Origin of the sequence: Lentzea sp. NPDC058436 (assembly GCF_042721515.1) — a bacterium.
Classification (GTDB): domain Bacteria; phylum Actinomycetota; class Actinomycetes; order Mycobacteriales; family Pseudonocardiaceae; genus Lentzea.
This window is the reverse complement of the sequence record NZ_JBHXLF010000012.1, coordinates 13978-33416: the sequence shown is the minus strand read 5'-3', so window position 1 is coordinate 33416 and position 19439 is coordinate 13978. Positions and strand designations below refer to the sequence as shown.

General features: G+C 70.1%; 19 protein-coding genes. 5 read left to right on the top strand and 14 right to left on the bottom strand.

Translation table 11 applies throughout. The features are described from left to right. Positions 1 to 5 precede the first annotated feature (5 nt). The 4 genes from ACFWN2_RS31880 to ACFWN2_RS31865 form a co-directional block, all read right to left on the bottom strand. Positions 6 to 503, bottom strand: coding sequence for a DUF501 domain-containing protein (locus tag ACFWN2_RS31880; protein ID WP_382434056.1), 498 nt, complete (start codon positions 501 to 503; stop codon positions 6 to 8). After that, positions 485 to 979: a septum formation initiator family protein gene (locus tag ACFWN2_RS31875; RefSeq protein ID WP_382433754.1), complete on the bottom strand. Its 495-nt coding sequence runs from the start codon at positions 977 to 979 to the stop codon at positions 485 to 487. The genes ACFWN2_RS31880 and ACFWN2_RS31875 overlap by 19 nt, the downstream gene beginning before the upstream one ends. A 13-nt stretch (positions 980 to 992) precedes the next feature. Beyond that, on the bottom strand, positions 993 to 2279 hold the full coding sequence (eno, locus tag ACFWN2_RS31870) for a phosphopyruvate hydratase (RefSeq protein WP_382433752.1): 1287 nt from the start codon (positions 2277 to 2279) through the stop codon (positions 993 to 995). A gap of 174 nt (positions 2280 to 2453) precedes the next feature. Further along, a complete protein-coding gene (locus tag ACFWN2_RS31865; protein WP_382434054.1) occupies positions 2454 to 3086 on the bottom strand; it encodes a GntR family transcriptional regulator in 633 nt (210 codons plus the stop codon). Between the two features lie 66 nt (positions 3087 to 3152). On the opposite strand from ACFWN2_RS31865, the gene ACFWN2_RS31860 reads away from it, so the two are divergent. After that, the gene (locus ACFWN2_RS31860; RefSeq protein ID WP_382433750.1) at positions 3153 to 3653 is read left to right on the top strand and encodes a YbhB/YbcL family Raf kinase inhibitor-like protein; all 501 of its coding nucleotides are present in this window, start codon (positions 3153 to 3155) and stop codon (positions 3651 to 3653) included. Here ACFWN2_RS31860 and ACFWN2_RS31855 read toward each other — a convergent pair. Next, complete coding sequence (locus tag ACFWN2_RS31855) at positions 3650 to 4867, bottom strand: cytochrome P450 (RefSeq protein ID WP_382433748.1); 1218 nt, start codon at positions 4865 to 4867, stop codon at positions 3650 to 3652. The two genes, ACFWN2_RS31860 and ACFWN2_RS31855, sit on opposite strands and share 4 nt — an antisense overlap. 15 nt (positions 4868 to 4882) lie before the next feature. Between ACFWN2_RS31855 and ACFWN2_RS31850 the strand changes: the two genes are divergently transcribed. Continuing rightward, positions 4883 to 5572, top strand: coding sequence for an alpha/beta fold hydrolase (locus ACFWN2_RS31850; protein WP_382433746.1), 690 nt, complete (start codon positions 4883 to 4885; stop codon positions 5570 to 5572). Here ACFWN2_RS31850 and ACFWN2_RS31845 read toward each other — a convergent pair. Both ACFWN2_RS31845 and ACFWN2_RS31840 read right to left on the bottom strand, forming a co-directional pair. After that, a complete protein-coding gene (locus ACFWN2_RS31845; protein WP_382433744.1) occupies positions 5569 to 6309 on the bottom strand; it encodes an SDR family NAD(P)-dependent oxidoreductase in 741 nt (246 codons plus the stop codon). The genes ACFWN2_RS31850 and ACFWN2_RS31845 overlap by 4 nt on opposite strands. Positions 6310 to 6359: 50 nt before the next feature. Beyond that, a complete protein-coding gene (locus ACFWN2_RS31840) occupies positions 6360 to 7898 on the bottom strand; it encodes a BTAD domain-containing putative transcriptional regulator (RefSeq protein ID WP_382433742.1) in 1539 nt (512 codons plus the stop codon). A gap of 52 nt (positions 7899 to 7950) precedes the next feature. Between ACFWN2_RS31840 and ACFWN2_RS31835 the strand changes: the two genes are divergently transcribed. Then, positions 7951 to 8844 carry a DMT family transporter gene (locus tag ACFWN2_RS31835; RefSeq protein WP_382433740.1) on the top strand — a complete coding sequence of 298 codons (894 nt, stop codon included), beginning with the start codon at positions 7951 to 7953 and terminating at the stop codon, positions 8842 to 8844. 10 nt (positions 8845 to 8854) lie between these two features. Then, positions 8855 to 9226 carry a tetratricopeptide repeat protein gene (locus ACFWN2_RS31830; protein ID WP_382433738.1) on the top strand — a complete coding sequence of 124 codons (372 nt, stop codon included), beginning with the start codon at positions 8855 to 8857 and terminating at the stop codon, positions 9224 to 9226. Here ACFWN2_RS31830 and efeB read toward each other — a convergent pair. From efeB to efeU, 3 genes are read right to left on the bottom strand one after another with little or no spacing between them, the layout of a single operon-like run. Further along, positions 9223 to 10467, bottom strand: a complete 1245-nt coding sequence (gene efeB, locus ACFWN2_RS31825; RefSeq protein WP_382433736.1) for an iron uptake transporter deferrochelatase/peroxidase subunit — start codon at positions 10465 to 10467, stop codon at positions 9223 to 9225. The genes ACFWN2_RS31830 and efeB overlap by 4 nt on opposite strands. Then, positions 10464 to 11582 (bottom strand): iron uptake system protein EfeO, encoded by a 1119-nt coding sequence (gene efeO / locus ACFWN2_RS31820; protein WP_382433734.1) that lies wholly within the window; start codon positions 11580 to 11582, stop codon positions 10464 to 10466. The genes efeB and efeO overlap by 4 nt, the downstream gene beginning before the upstream one ends. 15 nt (positions 11583 to 11597) lie before the next feature. After that, positions 11598 to 12422, bottom strand: a complete 825-nt coding sequence (gene efeU, locus ACFWN2_RS31815; RefSeq protein WP_382433732.1) for an iron uptake transporter permease EfeU — start codon at positions 12420 to 12422, stop codon at positions 11598 to 11600. A 129-nt stretch (positions 12423 to 12551) separates the two neighbouring features. Between efeU and ACFWN2_RS31810 the strand changes: the two genes are divergently transcribed. Then, on the top strand, positions 12552 to 13373 hold the full coding sequence (locus ACFWN2_RS31810) for a lytic murein transglycosylase (protein ID WP_382433730.1): 822 nt from the start codon (positions 12552 to 12554) through the stop codon (positions 13371 to 13373). Positions 13374 to 13562: 189 nt separating this feature from the next. Here ACFWN2_RS31810 and ACFWN2_RS31805 read toward each other — a convergent pair whose 3' ends face one another. The 4 genes from ACFWN2_RS31805 to ACFWN2_RS31790 form a co-directional block, all read right to left on the bottom strand. Then, positions 13563 to 14273, bottom strand: a complete 711-nt coding sequence (locus tag ACFWN2_RS31805; RefSeq protein WP_382433728.1) for a hypothetical protein — start codon at positions 14271 to 14273, stop codon at positions 13563 to 13565. A gap of 96 nt (positions 14274 to 14369) precedes the next feature. After that, positions 14370 to 17540, bottom strand: a complete 3171-nt coding sequence (locus tag ACFWN2_RS31800; protein WP_382433726.1) for a PDZ domain-containing protein — start codon at positions 17538 to 17540, stop codon at positions 14370 to 14372. A 29-nt stretch (positions 17541 to 17569) separates the two neighbouring features. Further along, positions 17570 to 18490 (bottom strand): MazG family protein, encoded by a 921-nt coding sequence (locus ACFWN2_RS31795; RefSeq protein ID WP_382433725.1) that lies wholly within the window; start codon positions 18488 to 18490, stop codon positions 17570 to 17572. Continuing rightward, positions 18487 to 19428, bottom strand: a complete 942-nt coding sequence (locus ACFWN2_RS31790; protein ID WP_382433723.1) for a hypothetical protein — start codon at positions 19426 to 19428, stop codon at positions 18487 to 18489. The genes ACFWN2_RS31795 and ACFWN2_RS31790 overlap by 4 nt, the downstream gene beginning before the upstream one ends. Between the last annotated feature and the right edge of the window lie 11 nt (positions 19429 to 19439).

Sequence of the window (19439 nt, the reverse complement as noted above, 5' to 3'; positions counted from 1 at the left end):
GACCGTTAACTCGCCGAGCATTCACCTGCCGGCCACAGGCCCTGCTCGCCCAGGATCGCGAGCGCCTCGTCGCCCATCGGGTTCACGCCGGGGCCCTTCGCGAGGGCGTGCGCGACGTGCACGTGCAGGCACTTGACCCGCACCGGCATGCCGCCCGCGGTGACCTGGGTGCCCAGCGACTCGATGGCGTCGCGCTCGGCCAGGTACGCCTCGTGCGCGCGCTGGTAGGCGGCAGCGAGCTCTTCGTCGGTCGCCAGCCGGTCCTGCTGCTCCTTCATCAGCCCGCCGCCTTCGAGCGTGCTGACCAGGGAGTTCAGCTTGGGGCAGGTCAGGTAGTACAGCGTCGGGAACGGCGTCCCGTCGGGCAGCCGCGGGGCGGTCTGCACGACGTTCGGGTGCCCGCCGGGACACCTCGAAGCGATCGCACGCGTCCCGCGTGGCGTGCGACCGAGCTGCTGAGCGACCGTTTCCAGGTCAGCAGCACTTACTTGTGCGTCACCGATTCCCACAGTTCCTCGTACCAAGACCCTTGTGCCGCCTGCTTGCCCGACGGCCTCTCCGTTTCAGTGTTGCGACCCTCGTCACCCGGCAGTTGCACGATGTAGGGCGTCTCGCCGGGCCGCACCCAGTGCAGCCGCTTGCGCGCCTCGATCTCGACGTACGCCGGGTCGCTCAGCTCTGCCTTGCGCTTCTCCAGCGCGGCGACCGTCTCCCTCAGCTTCTGCTGCTCGGAACCCACGTCCCGCAGCTCGTCCCGTTGCGAGAGGTACGTCCGCAACGGGACCGCGATGCTCAACGCCAGTGCACAGAGCACCATCGCGAACAACGCGGCCCGCCGCGTACCGGTCATCCCGAACGCGCCACCCGTGCCCTCACCGCGCCGCGCCGGCGCCTTCGGACGGGGTGGCTTGCGCGCGCGTGCGGGCCTCGCCTCCCGCTCTTCGCGGGGGCGACGGGGACGACGCGCGCGCTCGGCCATGCCTTACAGCCTCTCAGCTCTCCGGCGTGTAGCGCGGGAACGCGAGCTCGCCCGCGTACCGCGCCGCGTCGCCGAGGCTCTCCTCGATGCGCAGGAGCTGGTTGTACTTCGCGGTGCGCTCACCACGCGCCGGGGCACCGGTCTTGATCTGGCCGGCACCGGTCGCGACGGCGAGGTCGGCGATGGTCGTGTCCTCGGTCTCGCCCGAGCGGTGCGACATCATCGACTTGTAGCCGTACGACGTGGCCAGCGAGACCGCGTCGAGGGTTTCACTGAGGGTGCCGATCTGGTTGACCTTCACCAGCAACGCGTTGGCGGCGCGGCGGGAGATGCCCTCCTCCAGGCGCTCCGGGTTCGTGACGAACAGGTCGTCGCCGACGATCTGGACCTTCTCGCCCAGCTCGGCGGTCATCTGGACCCAGCCGTCCCAGTCGTCCTCGGACAGCGGGTCCTCGATGGAGACCATCGGGTAGTCGCGGACGAGCTCCGAGTAGTAGCCGATCATCTGCTCGGCCGAGCGCTTGTTGTTCTCGAACGAGTAGGCGCCGTCCGAGTAGAACTCGGTGGCGGCCACGTCGAGCGCGAGCGCGATGTCGCGGCCCGCCCGGTAGCCGGCCTTCTCGATGGCTTCGAGGATGAGGTCGAGCGCGTCGCGGTTGCTGCCGAGGTTCGGCGCGAAACCGCCCTCGTCACCCAGACCGGTCGCGAGGCCCTTGCTCTTCAGCACGGACTTCAGCGCGTGGTAGACCTCGGTGCCCCAGCGCAGGCCCTCGCGGAACGTCTCCGCGCCGATCGGCGCGATCATGAACTCCTGGATGTCCACGTCGGTGTCCGCGTGCGAACCACCGTTGAGGATGTTCAGCATCGGCACCGGCAGCACGTGCGCGTTCGGTCCACCGATGTAGCGGAACAGCTCCAGGCCGCTGGACGTCGCCGCCGCCTTCGCGACCGCGAGGCTCACGCCGAGGATCGCGTTGGCGCCGAGACGACCCTTGTCCGGCGTGCCGTCCAGGTCCACGAGCTTCTGGTCCACGACGCGCTGCTCGACGGCCTCGATGCCGACCAGCTCGGGCCCGATCTCGTCCAGCACCGCGGTGACCGCGCGCTCGACGCCCTTGCCCAGGTACCGCTTGGCGTCGCCGTCCCGCAGCTCCACCGCCTCGTGCTCACCGGTCGAGGCACCCGACGGAACAGCCGCACGCTCCAGCGTGCCGTCGTCCAGCGCCACCTCGACCTCGACGGTGGGGTTGCCGCGAGAGTCCAGGATCTCGCGTGCTCCGACCTGCTCGATGACCGCCACTTGCGCTCCCTGTTTCTCCTGCGTCTCGTCTCGCGACGAGCCTACTTGGGCCAGGTGACCGGCTGGGGCTCGACACCGTCAGATCACAGTGGTGCCCCCGCGCCTGTCGTCTGAATCGTGCCAGACGCGTGACGTGCTGCCCATCCCCGATCGATCACCCGGAGTCGGCGCCGGTCAGGCGCTCTCGACCAGCCCCGCCGCCGTCAAAGACAGATGCCGCACCAACACCCCCACCGCGGCATCGGCATCCCGCGCCAGCACCGCCTCCTCCAACGCCCGGTGCTCCCCCACGTGATCCCGCTCCCCGTTGCGCCGAGCCGAGAACCGCCGCCCCAACTCACTCGCGGTCCACAACCGGTCGAACGTCTCCAGCAACACGGAGTTCCCACACCCCTCCAGCAACGTCCGGTGGAAGACGCGGTGCGCCTCGGACCAAGCGTCGCTGTAGTACGGACCCTCCGCGAACGCCGGCGTGCGCGCGAGACGGTGGTGCGCGGCCCGTACGCGCGCCTCCCAGTCCACGTCGCCGCAGTCGATCGCCATGCGCAGCAGGACGGGTTCCACGGCCAGGCGGGCTTCGGCGATCTCCTGCCAGCGGCGGTCGGAGATGGTGGGGACGGCGAAGCCGCGGTTCGGCAGGCGGTCGGCCAGGCCTTCGCCCACCAGGCGGACGAGGGTCTCGCGGACGACGGCGAGGCTCACGCCCTGCTCTTTGGCCAGGTCCTGGGGCTTCAAGGGGGCGCCTGGGGCGTGGAGGCCGTGCATGATCGCGTCCCGCAGGCGGGTGTGGACCTGCTCGGAGAGCATCGGCTTCGTCACGACGAAAAGCATAGAACCATCGGATAATCGATTATTGGTGCTATCGTCGATCTCATGAGCAACGATCCTTTCGCCCGCCTCCCCGAGGCCGCGTCCTTCACCGTCACGAGCACCTCGATCACCGACGGCGCACCGCTGCCGCCGGAGCAGTTGTCCGGCAAGGACATCTCGCCTCAGCTGAGCTGGAGCGGGGCTCCCGAGGGCACGAAGAGCTACGCCGTCACCGCGTACGACCCCGACGCCCCCACCGGGTCCGGGTTCTGGCACTGGGCGGTCGCCGACATCCCCGCTGGCTGCACGGAACTGCCCGAGGGAGTCGACGAGCTGCCGAAGGGGGCGTTCCAGCTGCCCAACGACGCCCGCCTCGCGCAGTTCGTCGGGGCCGCGCCGCCTGCCGGGCACGGCGAGCACCGCTACTACTTCGTCGTGCACGCGCTTGGCGTCGAGTCGATCGGGGTGCCGGCCGACGGCACGCCCGCGCTGCTCGGGTTCCTGATGTCCGCGCACGTCCTCGGGCGCGCGGTGCTGGTCGCGACCGCGGAGACGCCTGCCTAACGCACGGGCAGGTGCTTCACGCCGTTCTGGAAGTTCGACCGCAGGCGGCTGATCTCGCCGTCGAGCCGGAGCGTCCCCGGCAGGTCCAGGACCGCGTCGAAGATCGCCCGCAGCTGGGTCCTGGCGAGTTGCGCGCCCAGGCAGAAGTGCGGGCCGTGGCCGAAGCTCAGGTGGTCGGCCTCGCGCCTGCCCACGTCGAACCGGTGCGGGTCGGTGAACACCCGCTCGTCGCGGTTGGCGGACGAGAACCACACGACGACCTTGTCCCCCGCCCTGATCTCCTGGCCGGACAACGAGGTGTCGCGCACGCAGGTCCGCCGGAAGTGCATGACGGGCGTCCACCAGCGCAACATCTCTTCCACCGCAAGGGGAAGGAGCGTTCGGTCGGCGCGCAGGCGCGCGTACTCGTCAGGGTGTGAGAGCAACGCGATCATGCCGCCGGGGATGCCGTTGCGCAGGGTTTCGTTGCCCGCCACGGAGAACAGCCAGAAGAGGTTCTCGAACTCCTCCAGTGACAGGTCCTCCCGCATGAGGTTGCTGACCACGTCGTCGGACGGGTGCGAGCGCTTGTAGGCACCCAGCGCGTGCGCGTAGGCGTACAGATCAGGCATGCCGCCGCGTGCGCGCGGGTCGCGGCCATCGTCCGGGCGCAGCTCCACCGCCTGCAGGGCCATGTCGGTCATGCCGGCGGTGGAGCTGGACGACAGCGCGTACTCGGGGTCCTGGAAGCCGATCACGCGGTTGCTCCAGTCGTAGAGCAGCGCGCGGTCCTGACGCGGCACGCCGAAGACGTCGGCCAGCGTCAGCAACGGCAGGTCGGCGACGTCGTGGGCGAAGTCGCCGGACAGGCCCGCGACGATCTCGCGGGCGTTCGCGCGGATGCGGTCTTCCAGCAACGCCACGGCTCGCGGGGTGAACGCCCTGGTCAGCATGCGGCGCAACCGGGTGTGCGAGGGCGGGTCCTGGTTGAGCATCATGCGCTGGACGTACGCGAGGTCGTCCGGCCGCGGGTCGCGGATCTGGGTGGCGCCGCGGTGCGAGGAGAAGACGGACGGTGTGCGCAGGACCGTGCGGACGTCCTCGTGGCGGAAGACCGCCCAGAAGTCGTCGATGCGCACCACGTCCTTCTCACGCAACCGGGTTAGTGCGTCGTGCGGGACTCCCGAGGTATACGTGTCCGGGTCGACGATGAGGTCGGCATCGGTCCTGGGCATAGAACGGATTCTGACGTGCTTCATGTCGAACGTGGTGGAAGCGGGCCGTTGCTGGTGCTGCTGCACGGGCTGGGCGCGACCGGCGAGGTGTGGCAGGACGTCGTGGACGACTGGGAGGGCAGCTGGCTCGTGCCCGACCTGCCCGGTCACGGACGCAGCGCCGGGATCGACCGCTACTCGTTCGGCTCGCTCGCGGCGCAGGTCGCGGAGGTCGTCCCGCCGGGGCCCGTCACGGTCGTCGGGCACTCGCTGGGCGGTGTCGTCGGGCTGGCGCTGGCGAGCGGTTGGTTCGGGGTCGAGGTGACCACCTGCGTCGGCGTCGGCATCAAGGTGCAGTGGACCGACGAGGAACTGGCGAAGGCCGCCGCGCTGGCCGGCAAACCGCAGAAGGTCTTCGCCATCAGGGAAGAGGCGGAGGAACGGGCGTCGAAGATGGCGGGCGTCCCCATCAGGCACGGAGTGTCCGAAGTGGACGGCGGATGGGCGCCGTCGCTGGACATGAGGGCCTTCGGCGTAGGCCGGCCGGACATGGCCGGGCTGGTCATGGCCTCGCAGGCCCACGTCGTGCTGGCGGCGGGCGAGAACGACCCGATGAGTCCCCAGGAGCACCTGAAGGAGTTGGTGCCCGAGCCGGTGGTGATCCCCGGCGCGGGCCACAACGTGCACGTCGAGTCGCCCTCCTCGCTGCGGCCGCTGCTCTCCTAGGCGACGACGAGCCCGCCGTCGACGTTGAGCACGGCACCGTTGACGAAGCCCGCCTTGTCGGAGGCCACGAACAGCACGGCCTCCGCGACCTCCTCGGCGGTGCCGTGACGGCCGACCGGGACGACGTCGACGAAGCTCTCGAACACCTCGCCGACCTGCGTCACGGCCGCCTCGGTGCGAATCGGGCCGGGCGCGACCGAGTTGACGCGCACGCCGGAACCGCCGAACTCCAGCGCCCACGACCTGGTCAGGCCGTCCATCGCGCTCTTCGAGGCGTGGTAGACGGACCCGACCGGCGAGCCGAGCTGGCTCGCGACCGACGAGACGTTGACGATCGACCCCTTGCCCCTCGCGACCATCGCCGGCGCGAGGGCGGCCGTGAGGAAGTAGGTGCCGCGCACGTTGACGTCGAACACCTTGTCGTAGGCCTCGACGGACTGGTCGGGGGTCGGCGAGAACGGGAAGATGCCCGCGTTGTTCACGAGGACGTCGACCTCGCCGACCTCCTGCGCGAGCTTGCGGACGTCGTTCAGGTCGCCGACGTCCGCGACGACGAAGTGGCCGGTGCCGCCCGCCTGCTCGATGAGCTCGACGGTCTCCTTGCCGAGCTCGGCGCGGCGGCCGGTGACGTAGACGGTGGCGCCCTCCTCGGCGAGCCGGACCGCGATCGCGCGGCCGATGCCCGAGGTGGCTCCGGTGACGAGTGCCTTCTTGCCCTGGAATTCCTTGGTTGACATGTCTACGAACTTGCCGACACCACATCGTCGCGCCATAAATTGTGCGTGAATCAGCTGGTCAGCGCAGGTGTGCGGAGCGAGTAGTAGGTGCGCACGTAGGATGGGATGCGGTAGCGGCCGAGCTCCAGCGGTTCGATCAGGTGCACGTCGGCGAGCGCCTCCATCAACAGTTCGATGGCCGCGATCTCGCCGCCGGACATCGCCGCGGCCTCGCACACGTCGACCTCCTCGGCGCCCTGGCGGGTGAAGCACTCCAGCAGGTGCCGCTGGTCGCCGGTCAGCTCCGCGTCGGCCTTGTCCATCGGCGCGAGCACCGCGCGGCAGTCCGACGGCACCGCCTCGCCGAGGGCGGTCTCCCGCTCCATCTGCCGCAGCAGCATGGCGACGGTGAAGCGCGGGCGGGTGCTGAGCTTGCCGCCGAGCACGCGGATCGGGTTCGGCAGGTACGAGACGCGTTCGAGGATCCCCGCCACCTTCTCCGGTTCGGCCGCGAGCCGTGCAGGGTCCGTGACCTTGTCGAAGAAGTCGCGGGCCTCGGACGCCGCGAGCCCGGCGATCGTCAGCCACGTGACGCCGGGCAGCTCGTTCCACCGGCGCACGGACGTGAGGATCATGGCCGAGCCGGGCACGTGCAGGTCCTTGACCGAGTCGGCGTCCCGCAGGTCGTCGACCACGACCAGGAACCGCTTGCCGCGCGCCTTCTCCCGCCACAGCGCCGCCTTGTCCCCGACGGGGTTCTCCACGCCGACCGCGCGCAGCAGCTCGTTCGCGACGTCGTTCCCGCGCACGAAGATCTGCCCGTCGGGGAACCGGTTCCCGGCGAGGTGGCCGATGCGCACGGCCAGCGCGGTCTTGCCGCTGCCGCGCATGCCCGCGATGCCAACCGTGCGCGGCAGGGTCTTCAACGCCCGCGCGATCTCCTCGGCGCGACCGGTGAAGTCATCGACGTCGGGCGGCAGCTGCTCGGGCCGGCGCGGGACGGTGAGCTCACCTCGCAGGATCTGCGCGTGGACCTCCCGCAGGTCCGGGCCGGGTTCAAGACCCAGCTCGTCGTTCAGCAGCGCACGTGCCTGATGGAACTGCTCCAACGCCTCGGCCTGCCTGCCCTCGCGGTAGAGCGCGCGCATCAGGAGCGCACGCGGGCGTTCCCGGTGCGGGAAGGCGGCGACGTGCTTCTGCAGTTCGAGGACGTCCATCTCGCGTTCGAGCAGGGCCTCGCGGCACTGGAGCCGCTCGTTGGCGACCCGCACGCGCTGCGCCTCGAAGTAGGTGCTGGTCAGCCCCACGAACGGCTCGTCGCGGCAGTCGTCGAAGAGCTCGGCGCGCAGGGTGTAGCCGCCGTCCTTGGACCTGAGGTCCAGCTCCGGCATCAGCTTGCGGAGCTTGTAGGTGTACGTCCGCAACGCCATGACGGCGCTCGGCGTCGGGTCGTCCCAGACCATGCCGATCAGCTGGTCGTTGCTCAGCCGGATGCCGTTGTTCAGCAGCAACGCCGCCAGCACCGCCCGCTGCTGGCGCGGCCCCAGGTCGATCTCCTCGTCGTCGCGCCAGGCTCGTACCGGACCCATCAGTGAGAAGCGCAGGCTCATGCAACAGCACAACGCCTGTGCGCATTCCCGCCTTCCCGACACACTGGATCGGGTGCGGATCAAACCCGGCTTCGCCGTCACGACAGTGCTGGTCTGGGCGTCCGGCTACCCGGTGGGCGCGCTGGCCGTCGCCGTGGCGCCCCCGTTCCTGATGACCACGATCCGGTTCGCGATCGCCGCGGCCCTGATGGCGTTGATCGCGCTCGTCACGACGGCGAGCTGGCCGCGCGGGTGGCAGCTCGCGCACACGTGCGTGGCCGGGTTGCTGGTGCAGGCGTGCCAGTTCTCCGGCGTGTACCTCGGGCTGCGGATGGGGGTGCCGGCGGCGACGACGGCGTTGGTGATCTCGTGCACGCCGGTGCTGACGGCCGTGGTGGCCGCGTGGGTGTTCCGCGTCCGAATTGGACCGAGACAGGTCGCCGGCCTGGTGCTCGGGGTCGCGGCCGTGCTGTTCGCGTTGTGGGACCGGCTCGGGTCGTTCGGGGGCGGCGCGGTGTTCACGGTGCTCGGCATGCTCGGGTTCGTCGCGGGCGGCGTGTACCAGCAGAGGTTCTGCCGGGACGCGGACTTCCGCAGCGCCAACGCCGTGCAGCACGCCGTGTCGGTGCCGGTGGTCGGGTTGCTGGCGCTGACGGAGAGCTCACCGGTGACGGACTGGCGGCAGTTCTGGCTGACGGTGGCGTTCCTGGTGCTGGTCAACTCGATGGGCGGCGCGTCGCTGTTCCTCGTCGGCGTGCGCAGGGGCGGTGCGGCCGCGATGACCACGCTGTCCTCTGTGGTCCCGTCCGTCACGGCGTTGATCGCGTGGCCGTTGCTCGGGCAGGTGCCGACGGCCGGGGTGGTGGCGGGGCTGGTGCTCGGTTTCGGAGCGTGCTGGCTCGGGACCTCCACACCTTCGAGTTCTGTCGCCCGGACGGCAGTCGAAGAACGCGCGAGCGGTGGGTAACGTTGATCAGATGACGGACGGCACCTTCGAAGCGTTTCGGAAGGCCGAGGCGTTGATGGCGCAGCGCAGGCCTCTCGACGCGCTGCGCGAACTGAAGCAGGTGCTGGACGAGGCCGGCGAGGCGCCGTCCGTGCAACTGCTGGCCGGCCGGGCCTATCTCGGGTCCGCGCAGCTCAACCGGGCGGAAGAGGCGTTCCGCAAGGTGCTCGACCTCGATCCGAGCGACCACTACGCGCGGTTCGCGCTCGGCAAGACGCTGCAACGGCAGGGGCGGCTCCCCGAGTCGCTCGCCCAGCTCCGGATGGCGGTGGCGATGCACCCGTCGCCGGAGTACCAGGAGGCGCTCGGAGAGGTCAAAGCCCGGCTGGCCCTGGGGAACTAGCGGAAGAGCCCGTCTCCCCAGAACCCGCCCTCGCGCACGCCCGGCGGCACGGCGAAGTGGCCGGACCCGGTGTGCTCCACGTACTCCATCATGTCGTCCTTTGTGGACAACGCCTGCTGCATCGGCACGAACTGGGTGCGCGAGTCCCGGTTGAACGCCACGAAGAACAGGCCCGCGTCGAGGTGCCCGAGCCCGTCCGAGCCGTCGGTGAAGTTGTAGCCGCGGCGCAGGATCCTGGCGCCGTTCAACGACTCCGGTGACGCGAGCCGGATGTGCGCGATGTCGCCGATCAACGGGATCCCGCCCGCGCCCTTGACGTGCAGGTCGGGTTCGTCGAACTCCTTCGCCTGCCCGAGCGGCGCGCCCTCGCCCTTGTTCCTGCCGACGATCTGCTCCTGCTCGACCAGCGACGTGCGGTCCCAGATCTCGATGTGCATGCGGATCCGGCGGCTGACCAGGTACGTGCCGCCGACGAGCCAGTCAGGGCCGTCCTCCTCCGAGACCCACACGTGGTCGCGCAGGTGGTCGGTGTCCTCGGCCTTGATGTTGCGGGTGCCGTCCTTGAACCCGAACATGTTGCGCGGCGTCGCCTGGTCGCGCGTGGTCGAGGAGGTGCGGCCGAAGCCGAGCTGCGACCAGCGGACCGCGACCTTGCCGAACCCGATGCGCACCAGGTTGCGGACGGCGTGCACGGCGACCTGCGGGTCGTTCGCGCAGGCCTGGATGCAGATGTCGCCGTTGCTGCGGGCGGGGTCCAGGTCGTCCTTCGGGAACCGCGGCAGGTCGATCAGGCGTTCCGGACGCTTCGACGCGAGCCCGAACCTGTCGTCGAACAGCGACGGCCCGAAGCCGATCGTGATCGTCAGCGCGGACGCGGGCAGGTCGAGCGCCTCACCGGTGTCCTTGGGCGGTGCCTCGACGTTGCCGCCGACCGCGCCGTTCTCCGCCGCCTCCTGGCCGGCCGTCATCCGTTCCGCGGCAACGGTCCACTCCTTGAGCAACGCGACCAGCTCGTCACGGCTCTTGGTCTTCACGTCCAGCGCGACGAAGTGCATGTGGTCCTGCGCGGGAGTGGTGATGCCGGCCTGGATCTCCCCGCGGAACGGCACCTTGGCCGCCGCGACGTTCTCCACGGCCGCAGACTCCCGCGACGCCAGCACCCCGGCGGCGGCCCCCGCGCCCGCGAGCGCCACACCGGCGCCCGCGAACCCGAGCAGCCTGCGCCGGGGAACGCCCGTCACTTGGCCGACACCACTTCCGCCACCTTGCTGACCGGCTCGCCCAGCGCGTCGACGGCCTCGGCGAGCGCCTTGACCTCGTCCTGCGTCAGCTCGGTGTAGAGCTTGAAGCCGTCACCCTTGCGCTGCTTCTCCAGCGCCTCGTCGAGCGCCTTGAACTTCTCGTCCAAAGTGGACACCAGTGCCTTGTCCTTCTGCTCCACCACGGGACGCAGCGCGGCGATCGCGGCCTGCGAGCCGTCGACGTTCGCGCGGAAGTCCCACAGGTCGGTGTGCGAGTAGCGGTCCTCCTCGCCAGTGATCTTGCCGGTGGCGACCTCGTCGAGCAGTTCCTTGGCGCCGTTGGCGAGCTGCACCGGGGTCAGCTCGACCGCCTTGGCCTTCGCGACGATCTCCTTGACGTTCGTCAGCAGGTCGTCCGCGATCTTGTCGGAGTCTGCCTGCAGCCCGGACTCCCACAGGTCCTTCTCCAGGCGGTGGTAGCCGGTGAACGCCATGCCCTCCTCGATGACGTCCTCACGGCCGTCGATCTTGGGGTCGAGGTCGCCGAAGCTCTCCGCGACGGGTTCGATGCGCTCCCAGTAGATCCGCGAGACGGGGAAGAGCGCCTTGGCGTCGTCGACCTTCTTGGCCTTGACGGCGTTGACGAACTCCTCGGTCTTCACCAGCAGCTGGTCGGCCTGCGAGTTGACGTAGCGCTGGTAGCTCTTGGTCGCCTCCGCCAGCAACGCGTTGCCGTCGGTCGACTTCTTGGCGTCACCGGTGACCGTGAAGTCGCCGCGGATGCCGTCGCCCTTCATGCCAGGCTTGCACGCCGTCTGGAACTTGCCGGACTCCGTGACCTCGACGATCAGCTTGCGGCTCAGGCCGGGTCCGATGTTCTCGACCTCGCCGAGGATCCGGTCACCCTCGGCGTAGAGGTAGAACTCGGTGACCTTGGTGCCCTTGTTGGCCACCTCGAACGTGACGTTGCCGGTGCTCGCCTCGGTCTTGGCGACCTTGCACGCGTCGTCGCTCGCCTCGACCGCGATGGTGCCGCTCGCGCCGGTCGTGCCGCCGTTGCCGCTGCACGCCGCCAGCACCGCGAGAGAACCCAGGATGACTGCTGCCTTGCGCACGATCGCTCCAGTTGATCAGTTGGCCACGGCGGCGCGGCGGCGCGGCCGGATGAGGAACAGGGTCAGGACCACCACCACGTAGGCGACCCACGCGATGGCCTGCAGCACGGACGTCCGCTGCGAGTAGTTGAAGAAGCCCTTGAGCAGCGCGCCGTACCAGGAGTCCTCCGGCAGGGTGTCGCTGATGTCGAACGCCAGCGTGTTCAGGCCGGGCAGGATCGCGGCCTCCTGAAGGTCGTGGATGCCGTAGCTGAGGACCCCCGCCGCCACGAACACGAGCAGCACACCCGTGACCGTGAAGAACTTTCCAAGATCGAACCGGATCGCGCCCTGGTACAGAAGTGCGGCAATCGCCACAGCAACCCCGATGCCGCCCATGAACCCGATCAATGGCTGGGTGGTTCCGCCTCCGGCCGCCTGCACGCTGGAATAGAAGAAGACCGCCGTTTCGAGCCCTTCCCGTCCGACGGACAAAAGGGACACGACAATGATGGCGAATGGTCCGATTTTGAGCGCTTCGTCCAATTTGCCGCGCAGCTCCGCGGCAATCGTCTTGGCCGCCTTGCGCATCCAGAAGATCATTCCCGTGACGAACGCGACCGCGATGATCGACATCGTCCCACCGAACGCCTCTTGCTGCTCGAACGTCATGCCGGCAGCACTGAAGGTGATGATCGCACCCGCCGCCACGGAGAGTGCCACCGCGGTCGCGACACCGACCCACACCCACTTGAGCGCGTACCTTCTGTCCGTTTTAACCAGGAATGCGATCAGGATGCTCACCACAAGGGCAGCCTCAAGCCCCTCACGCAGCCCGATGAGCCCATTGGCGAACAACATCCCGGCGCCTCCGAAAATTAGGTCGCCCTATTTAAGGTAAGCCTCACCTGATTGTCCAGACGCCATCAGTGCCGGTTGCGTCACGGTTCAGCCCGCCACCAGCGCCGCGGAGCACGTAGCCTGGGTGCCGTGGTCCCGCCGTCGCCGTCTCTCCAGGAACCCGCCCGCCGCAACCGCAAAGGCAACATCGCCGGCCGCATCGTCCTGGTGCTGCTGCTCATCGTCCTGGTCGCCGCGGGCGCCTGGGGCCTGGGCGCGCTGAACCGCAGGGAAGCCGCACCGCTGGGCCCGCCCCCGTTCCTGGTCCCCGTCCAGGAGGTCGAACCGGGCGCCGCCGCACCGGGCAGCGCCGCGTCCCCCGGCACCACCGAGACCGCGAACCCGCTCTCCGACTGGGCGACCCGCGTGGCGTCGAAGACCGACATCCCGGTCCGCGCCCTGCACGCCTACGCGTCCGCGGACCTGGCCATGCAGCGGGAGGCACCGGCCTGCCGCATCAGCTGGGCCACCCTCGCGGGCATCGGCAGGATCGAGTCGCACCACGGCAACATCAACGGCGCCCGCCTCCAGGAGAACGGCATGCCGTCCCGCCCGATCATCGGCATCCCGCTGGACGGCGGCCCCGGCGTGAAGGCCATCCACGACACCGACGGCGGCCGCCTCGACGGCGACACGACGTGGGACAGGGCCGTGGGCCCGATGCAGTTCATCCCGGGCACCTGGAACCGCTGGGCGAAGCGCGCGGCGGGCGACGGCCTCCCCGCGGACCCGCAGAACATCGACGACGCGGCCCTCACCGCCGCCCGCTACCTGTGCGGGGGCGGGGCGCGGGACCTGGGCACCGGTCCGGGGTGGTGGGCCGCGGTGCTGGCCTACAACAACTCCGTGGAGTACGGGCAGAACGTGTTCAGCGGAGCGGACGCTTACGCGCGGGCCAGCGCGCAGCAGTAGCGCTGCGGAGGGCCGGGCGAGCGCGCAGCAGTAGCGCTGGGACACAAGGGCTGGGCGAGCGCGCAGCAGTAGCGCTGGGACACAAGGGCTGGGCGAGCGCGCAGCAGCGCGGCTGAAGGGCCGGGCGAGCAGCCAGAACGACCGGCGAGAGGGCCGGGACCGGGTGGAAAGACGGCCCCGGCCCCGCTTTCAGGCCCCCGCCGAAGGCTCGAACCCCGTGGCCGAAGCCGCAGAACCCGTAGCCGAAACCGCAGAACCCGCAGCCGACTCATCGGCAGGCTCGGCAGAACCCTCGTCCCCACCAACCGTGTCCTCCCCCGCCGGAGGCTCGCTACGGTCGCACGGCGGCTCGGCCGGCGTGGTCACCGGAGGAACGGGGTCCTCGGCCCGCGGAGTGGACGGCGGCACCTCAACAGACGGAGGCACCGTGACGACAGGCGTCTCCACCACTGGCGGCGGCGCGGTCTCCACAGTGGACACCACGGCGGAAGTCGTTGTCACCACAGGCGAAGAGGATGCCGGCTCCTCCTCGTCGGGCTCGGAGGGCTCATTCCGTTCCACGGCAGCGGGTTTCGTCGAACTGACCCGCACGGTCTCGGTGACGGTGGCCCCGCCGACCTCCCGCGTCTGAGTGGCCATCCGAGCCGCCCGAACCTCCCGCGCGGCACCCTCCACCACCACGGTCTCGGTGACGGTGGCCAGCGAGACCCCGGTCTCGAACGGCTCGGTCCACCACGACGAGGTGGGCCGGACGGAGGGCGGCGGCGCGGCCAGCGGCGACTCACCGCCCGCCCCGGTGAAGGCGATCAACGCGAACATGCCGCCCAGCGCCAGGAACGGCACCACGACCACGGCCCCGAAGCACCCGCGGCCACTGCGCGGCTCTTCACGATGACTCATCTTCCAGCACACCCCCGAACGGTGAGGACTGTTCCATCTGGTTGATCGTCCACATGGAACAGTCCGTCACAGTTCTTTAGTCACACGATGGGGTGTTCACTTCAGCGGCGGCAACTCCGGAGCGTGAGCGGCAGGCGTGGAGGAGAGAGTCTCCAGTGCCAGCGAGACGGCCTTCTCCAGCTGCGGGTCACGGCCGGCCACGCGGTCGGCGGGCGACATGACGACCTCGATGTCCGGGTCGACGCCGTAGTTCTCGACGTCCCAGCCGTGGCCCTTGAAGTACGACGCGTACCTCGGCTGGGTGACCATCGTCCCGTCGACCAGCGTGTACAGCATGTCGATGCCGATCACACCGCCCCACGTGCGCACACCCACGACCGGTCCGATCCCGAGTTCCTTGATCGCCACGTTGACGATGTCGCCGTCGGACCCGGCGAACTCGTCGGCCACCGCCACGACGGGGCCGCGAGGCGCGTCCTGCGGGTACGACTCGGAGGCCGTGTAGCCGCGGGCGACGGACCAGCCGATGACCTTGCGGCCGAGCTTCTCGATCACCAGCTGCGAGGTGTGGCCGCCGCCGTTCTCGCGGACGTCCAGCACCAGGGCCTCACGAGCCAACTCGACGCGGAGGTCGCGGTGCAGCTGAGCCCAGCCGGCGCCCATCATGTCGGGAACGTGCAGGTAGCCCACGCGCCCGCCGGACGCCTCGTGCGTGAACGTACGGCGGTTCGCGACCCAGTCGTGGTAACGCAGAGGCTCCTCATCGGCCAGAGGCACCACCACGACCCGACGCAGTTCCCCACCGCCGGCGGGACGCACGGTCAACTCCACGGGCTTGCCCGCGGTGCCCACCAGCAACGCACCGGGGCCCGCCGGTCCGACCGGACGGCCGTCCACGGCCACGATGGCGTCACCCGCGCGCACGGCCACGCCAGGCGCGCACAGCGGCGAACGCGCGTGCGGGTCGGAGGTCTCGCCGGGGATCACGCGCTCGATCACCCACGAGTCGCCGGAACGCGTGAGGTCCGCGCCCAGCAGGCCCTGACGGCGTGAGGCAGGCACGTGCGACGGCGAACCCCAGACGTACGCGTGCGACGTGCCCAGTTCGCCCTGGACCTCCCACAGCAGGTCGACGAGGTCGTCGTGGCTGCCGACCTCGGCCACCAGCGGCCGGTAGCGGTCCAGCTCGCCCTGCCAGTCGACGCCGCCCATGTCGGTGCGCCAGAAGTGGTCGCGCATGAGGCGGCCGTTCTCGGCGTACATCTGCGCCCACTCCGCGGCGGGCTCGACCACGACCCGCACGCGCGAGAGGTCGATCTCCACGTAGTCCGGCGAGTCGTCGTCGGTCTTGCTGTCGGACGGCACGACCCGCAGGTCACCGCGGTCCTCGATGACGATCCGCTTGCCGTCGCCGGACACCGCGAACGCCTCCGCGCTGTCCGCGAGGCACTCGGTCTTGCGCTTGGTGAAGTCGAACCGCTCCAGCACCGTGCGCGGCGGGCGCGCCTCTGGCGACGCCAGGTTGTCGCCCAGCACGCCGAGCAACGGCCGGCGCAGCCACAGCAGACCGCCGCGAGCCGCCTTCAGCGAAACGTAGTCGGCGGCGGCGACGGGCACCGGCACCACGCGGTCGGCGAGGCCTTCGAGGTCGACCTTCGTGGTCGGCGTCTTCTCGTCCTCGTCGTCGGAGTCCTTGTCCTCGTCACCGACCGGGCGGCCGCCGTGCATCGGCGCGAACGGCGACGGCGTGGTCGCGGCCAGCGGCACGAGGTGCGGGCGGCAGCCGGTCGGGAACGAGAGGTCGAACACGTGCGCGTCGTAGACCGGGTCGAACGTCCTGATCGACAGGAACGCCAGGTGCTTGCCGTCCTCGGTGAAGGTCGGCGCGAAGTCGGCGAACCGCAGCGGCGTCACGTCCACAACGGACAGATCCGCCGCGTTCACCATCCTGATGTGCCGCAACGGGGTCGGGCCGGGGTGCGACCACGCGAGCCACGACGAGTCGGGCGAGAACGCGAGGTGCGTGATGTGCGCGTTCGCCCCGCGGACGACCTCGCGCACCTCACCGGAAGCCACGTCCACCAGCAGCAGCCGGCCGTCGTGCGTCGCGACGCCCACGCGTGCGCCGTCCGGCGACGCGGCCAGGGACATGACCCTGCCGAGCTGACCGGAGGCGACGCGGCGCGCGGTGTTGCCGGGTTCGACACCGCCGACGGGCGCGATCTCCAGGGCCTCCTCGCCCTCGACGTCCGTCACCCACACCACGTGGTCGGTCTTGCCGAGCACCTTGGGCAGTCGCGCGCGGACGTCGGAACGGTCGGCCAGCACGCGCACGGGGCCGTCGCGGTGCGTCACCCAGTGCACGGAGCCGCGGACCTCGACGGCCGACGCGCGGCCGCTGTGGTCGACGGCGAACGACTCGACGTTGCCGGAGGCCTTGACGTGGTGGGCCTGCAGGCCGGTGCGGGGCCCGCCGAGCTTGATGTCGAGCTTGCGCAGTTCGGACAGCCCGTCGAGCAGCCACAGCTCACCGGCCTGGTGGAAGATCACCCGCGAGCCGTCGGTGGAGGCGTTGCGGGCGTAGAACTCCCCGGAGGTGTGGCGCTGGAGGTCGGTGCCGTCCGGCAGCACCGAGTACACGCTGCCGACGCCCTCGTGGTCGGACAGGAACGCGATCCGCCCGTCGACCCACATCGGGTTCGTCAGCGACGACTTCAGGTCGGCCAGCACGCGGGCGAAGTCGCCGGAGCCCTCGGTGTCCACCCACAGCTTGCCCGCCGTGCCACCGCGGTAGTGCTTCCAGTACGCCGGGTCCTGCATGTAGCTGGAGGACGTGACCACCTGGCCGTCCGGGCCGAACGACACGTCGTTGACCCACCCGTACGGCAGCACCTCCGCGGTCCCGCCGTCCAGGGGAACGGCGTGCGCCTGCTTGCGGTGGCGGGACATCTGCCCGGTCGTCGACACCGCCAGCACTCGCCCGTCCGGCGTCCACCCGGACACGGCCGTGCGGACGACGCCCCAGTGCGTCAAACGGCGTGCGGGGCCACCGTCCACAGGCGCCACGCGCACTTCCGGAGCACCGTCGATCCAGCTGGCCCAGGCCAGTTGGGTGCCGTCGGGCGAGAAACGGGGTGTGCGGGCCGGCACCTGATCAGCGGACGCGCGCCAGGCCCGTCCTCCGTCGACGGGCGCGAGCCACACGTCGTCCTCGGCCACGAACGTCACCAAGTCACCGCGCAGATGCGGATACCGCAGGTAAGTCACGTGATCGACGTTAGCCCACGCCTGCCGTTTCAGGAGGGCAAAAAGCGCCGCCAGTCTTCAGCTGCAAGAGAATCAAGACCTTCGGCCCGTGCCTTGGCCTCCGCCTCGCGGACGTTCGCGGCGAAACGGCGGGAGACCTGGCGCAGCTCGGTCTCCGGGTCCTCGCCCGCGAGCTTGGACAAAGCGGTCACGGCGAACAACGTCGTGCCCGTGTCGTCGCCCTCGGGGAGCAGGTCGACGGGGAAGCCCGCGCGTTTGGTTCGCTGCACCAGCTTCGCGGCCAGCGCCACGGCCGGCTGACCGAGCGCGACACCGTCCACACTGGACTCGCGCTGCTTCTCGGCCTGCTTGAGCTCCTCCCAGCGGTGCTGCTGCGAGGTCGCGTCGTGCACGGCGGGGTCGTTGCCCTCGAAGACGTGCGGGTGCCGTCCGACGAGCTTCGCGACCAGTTCGGACGCCACGGCGTTGATGTCGAACGGGTCGTCGGCGTCCTCGGCGGCGACGCGGGCGTGGAAGAGCACCTGCAGGAGCACGTCGCCGAGCTCCTCGCGCATCGCCGCGCGGTCGCCGTCCTCGATGGCTTCCAGCAGCTCGAAGGTCTCCTCGACGAGGTACTGGCGCAACGAGTCGTGAGTCTGCTCGGCGTCCCACGGGCACCCGCCCGGCGACCGCAGCCTGTCCATCACCGCGGCCGCGTCGAGCAGCGCGGCGCCCAGCGGCTCCGGCGTCGTGATCACGTGGGCGTCCGGGTACTCGCCGGCCGAGGTGGTGATCACCACCGAGCCGTCGGGGACGTCGGCGGGCGCGGGCCCGTCGACCCCGAGCGAGGACCAGAACTCCGGGGGCACGCCCTCGCCCGCGTAGACGGCCTCGGCCGTGCGCAACGCGGGCAGAGCGGCAGCGGGCAGCACGGCTCCGAGCCGCTCGCTCAGGACTACGACGGTGATCAAGACTTGTTCTTGGTCGCTGCCACGCCGACGAAACCGGCGCGCTCGCCGGCGTTGCCGACGACCTGCGCGTTGGTCGGGTCCCACACGCCGTAGCGGGGGTTGACCTCGATGTTCAGGTCGGCGGTGTGGAACTGCGCGATCCGCAGGCCGAACGCGGCGAGCAGCTGCGGGTCGATGCGCTCGATCAGGTCTTCCTCACCGGGCTTCGCCGAGACCTTGTTGCGCTCCTTGACGAGCGCGACCATCCAGCTGGACTGCTGCTCGTCGGCCGGGAAGGCGACGACGGTGCCGGGCTTCACGCCCCACAGCATCGTGTGCACCAGCGACGGGTTCTCGGTGACGCGGACCCGCTGGTTCGTCGCCGACGCCTGCTGGCCGCTGGAGGTGCGCGGGGCCTCCTGCACGAACCGCGACATCTTCGAGGAGTCCGCGACGACCTCCGCCGCCTTCTCCTTCGCCTCCTTCGGGTCCTGGACCTGGAAGAAGTCGATGACGACCTCGAGCGTGGAGAGGTTGCGGCGGGCGAGCTCACCCATCACCAGCACGTCGCGCTGACGGCGGTAGATCGTGGTCTCGTCCTGCTCGCTCTGCTTGGCGGCCGCCTCGGGACCGCCCTTCTCCTGGATCGCGTCGTACACCTTGGTCTCGTCGACCGTGATGTTCTCCAGCTCCGCGGCCCGAGCGGCGATCAGGTGGGAGATCTCGTCGGCCACCACCAGCTTCGAGACCTGGTCGAGCTTGCCCTGGTCCTGCATCTGCTGGGCGGCGGGCTCCTTCTTGAGCACCTTCACGGTGCGGTCCTGGACGGTCTCCAGGTTGATCGTCCGATCTCCGACGATCGCGGCCGACCCGGCCTTCGCGGGACCAGCCGCGCACCCGGTGGCCAGCAACGCCACAGCCACACCGACCAGCGAGAAACGCTTCAGAACAGTGCTCACGAGGACCTACC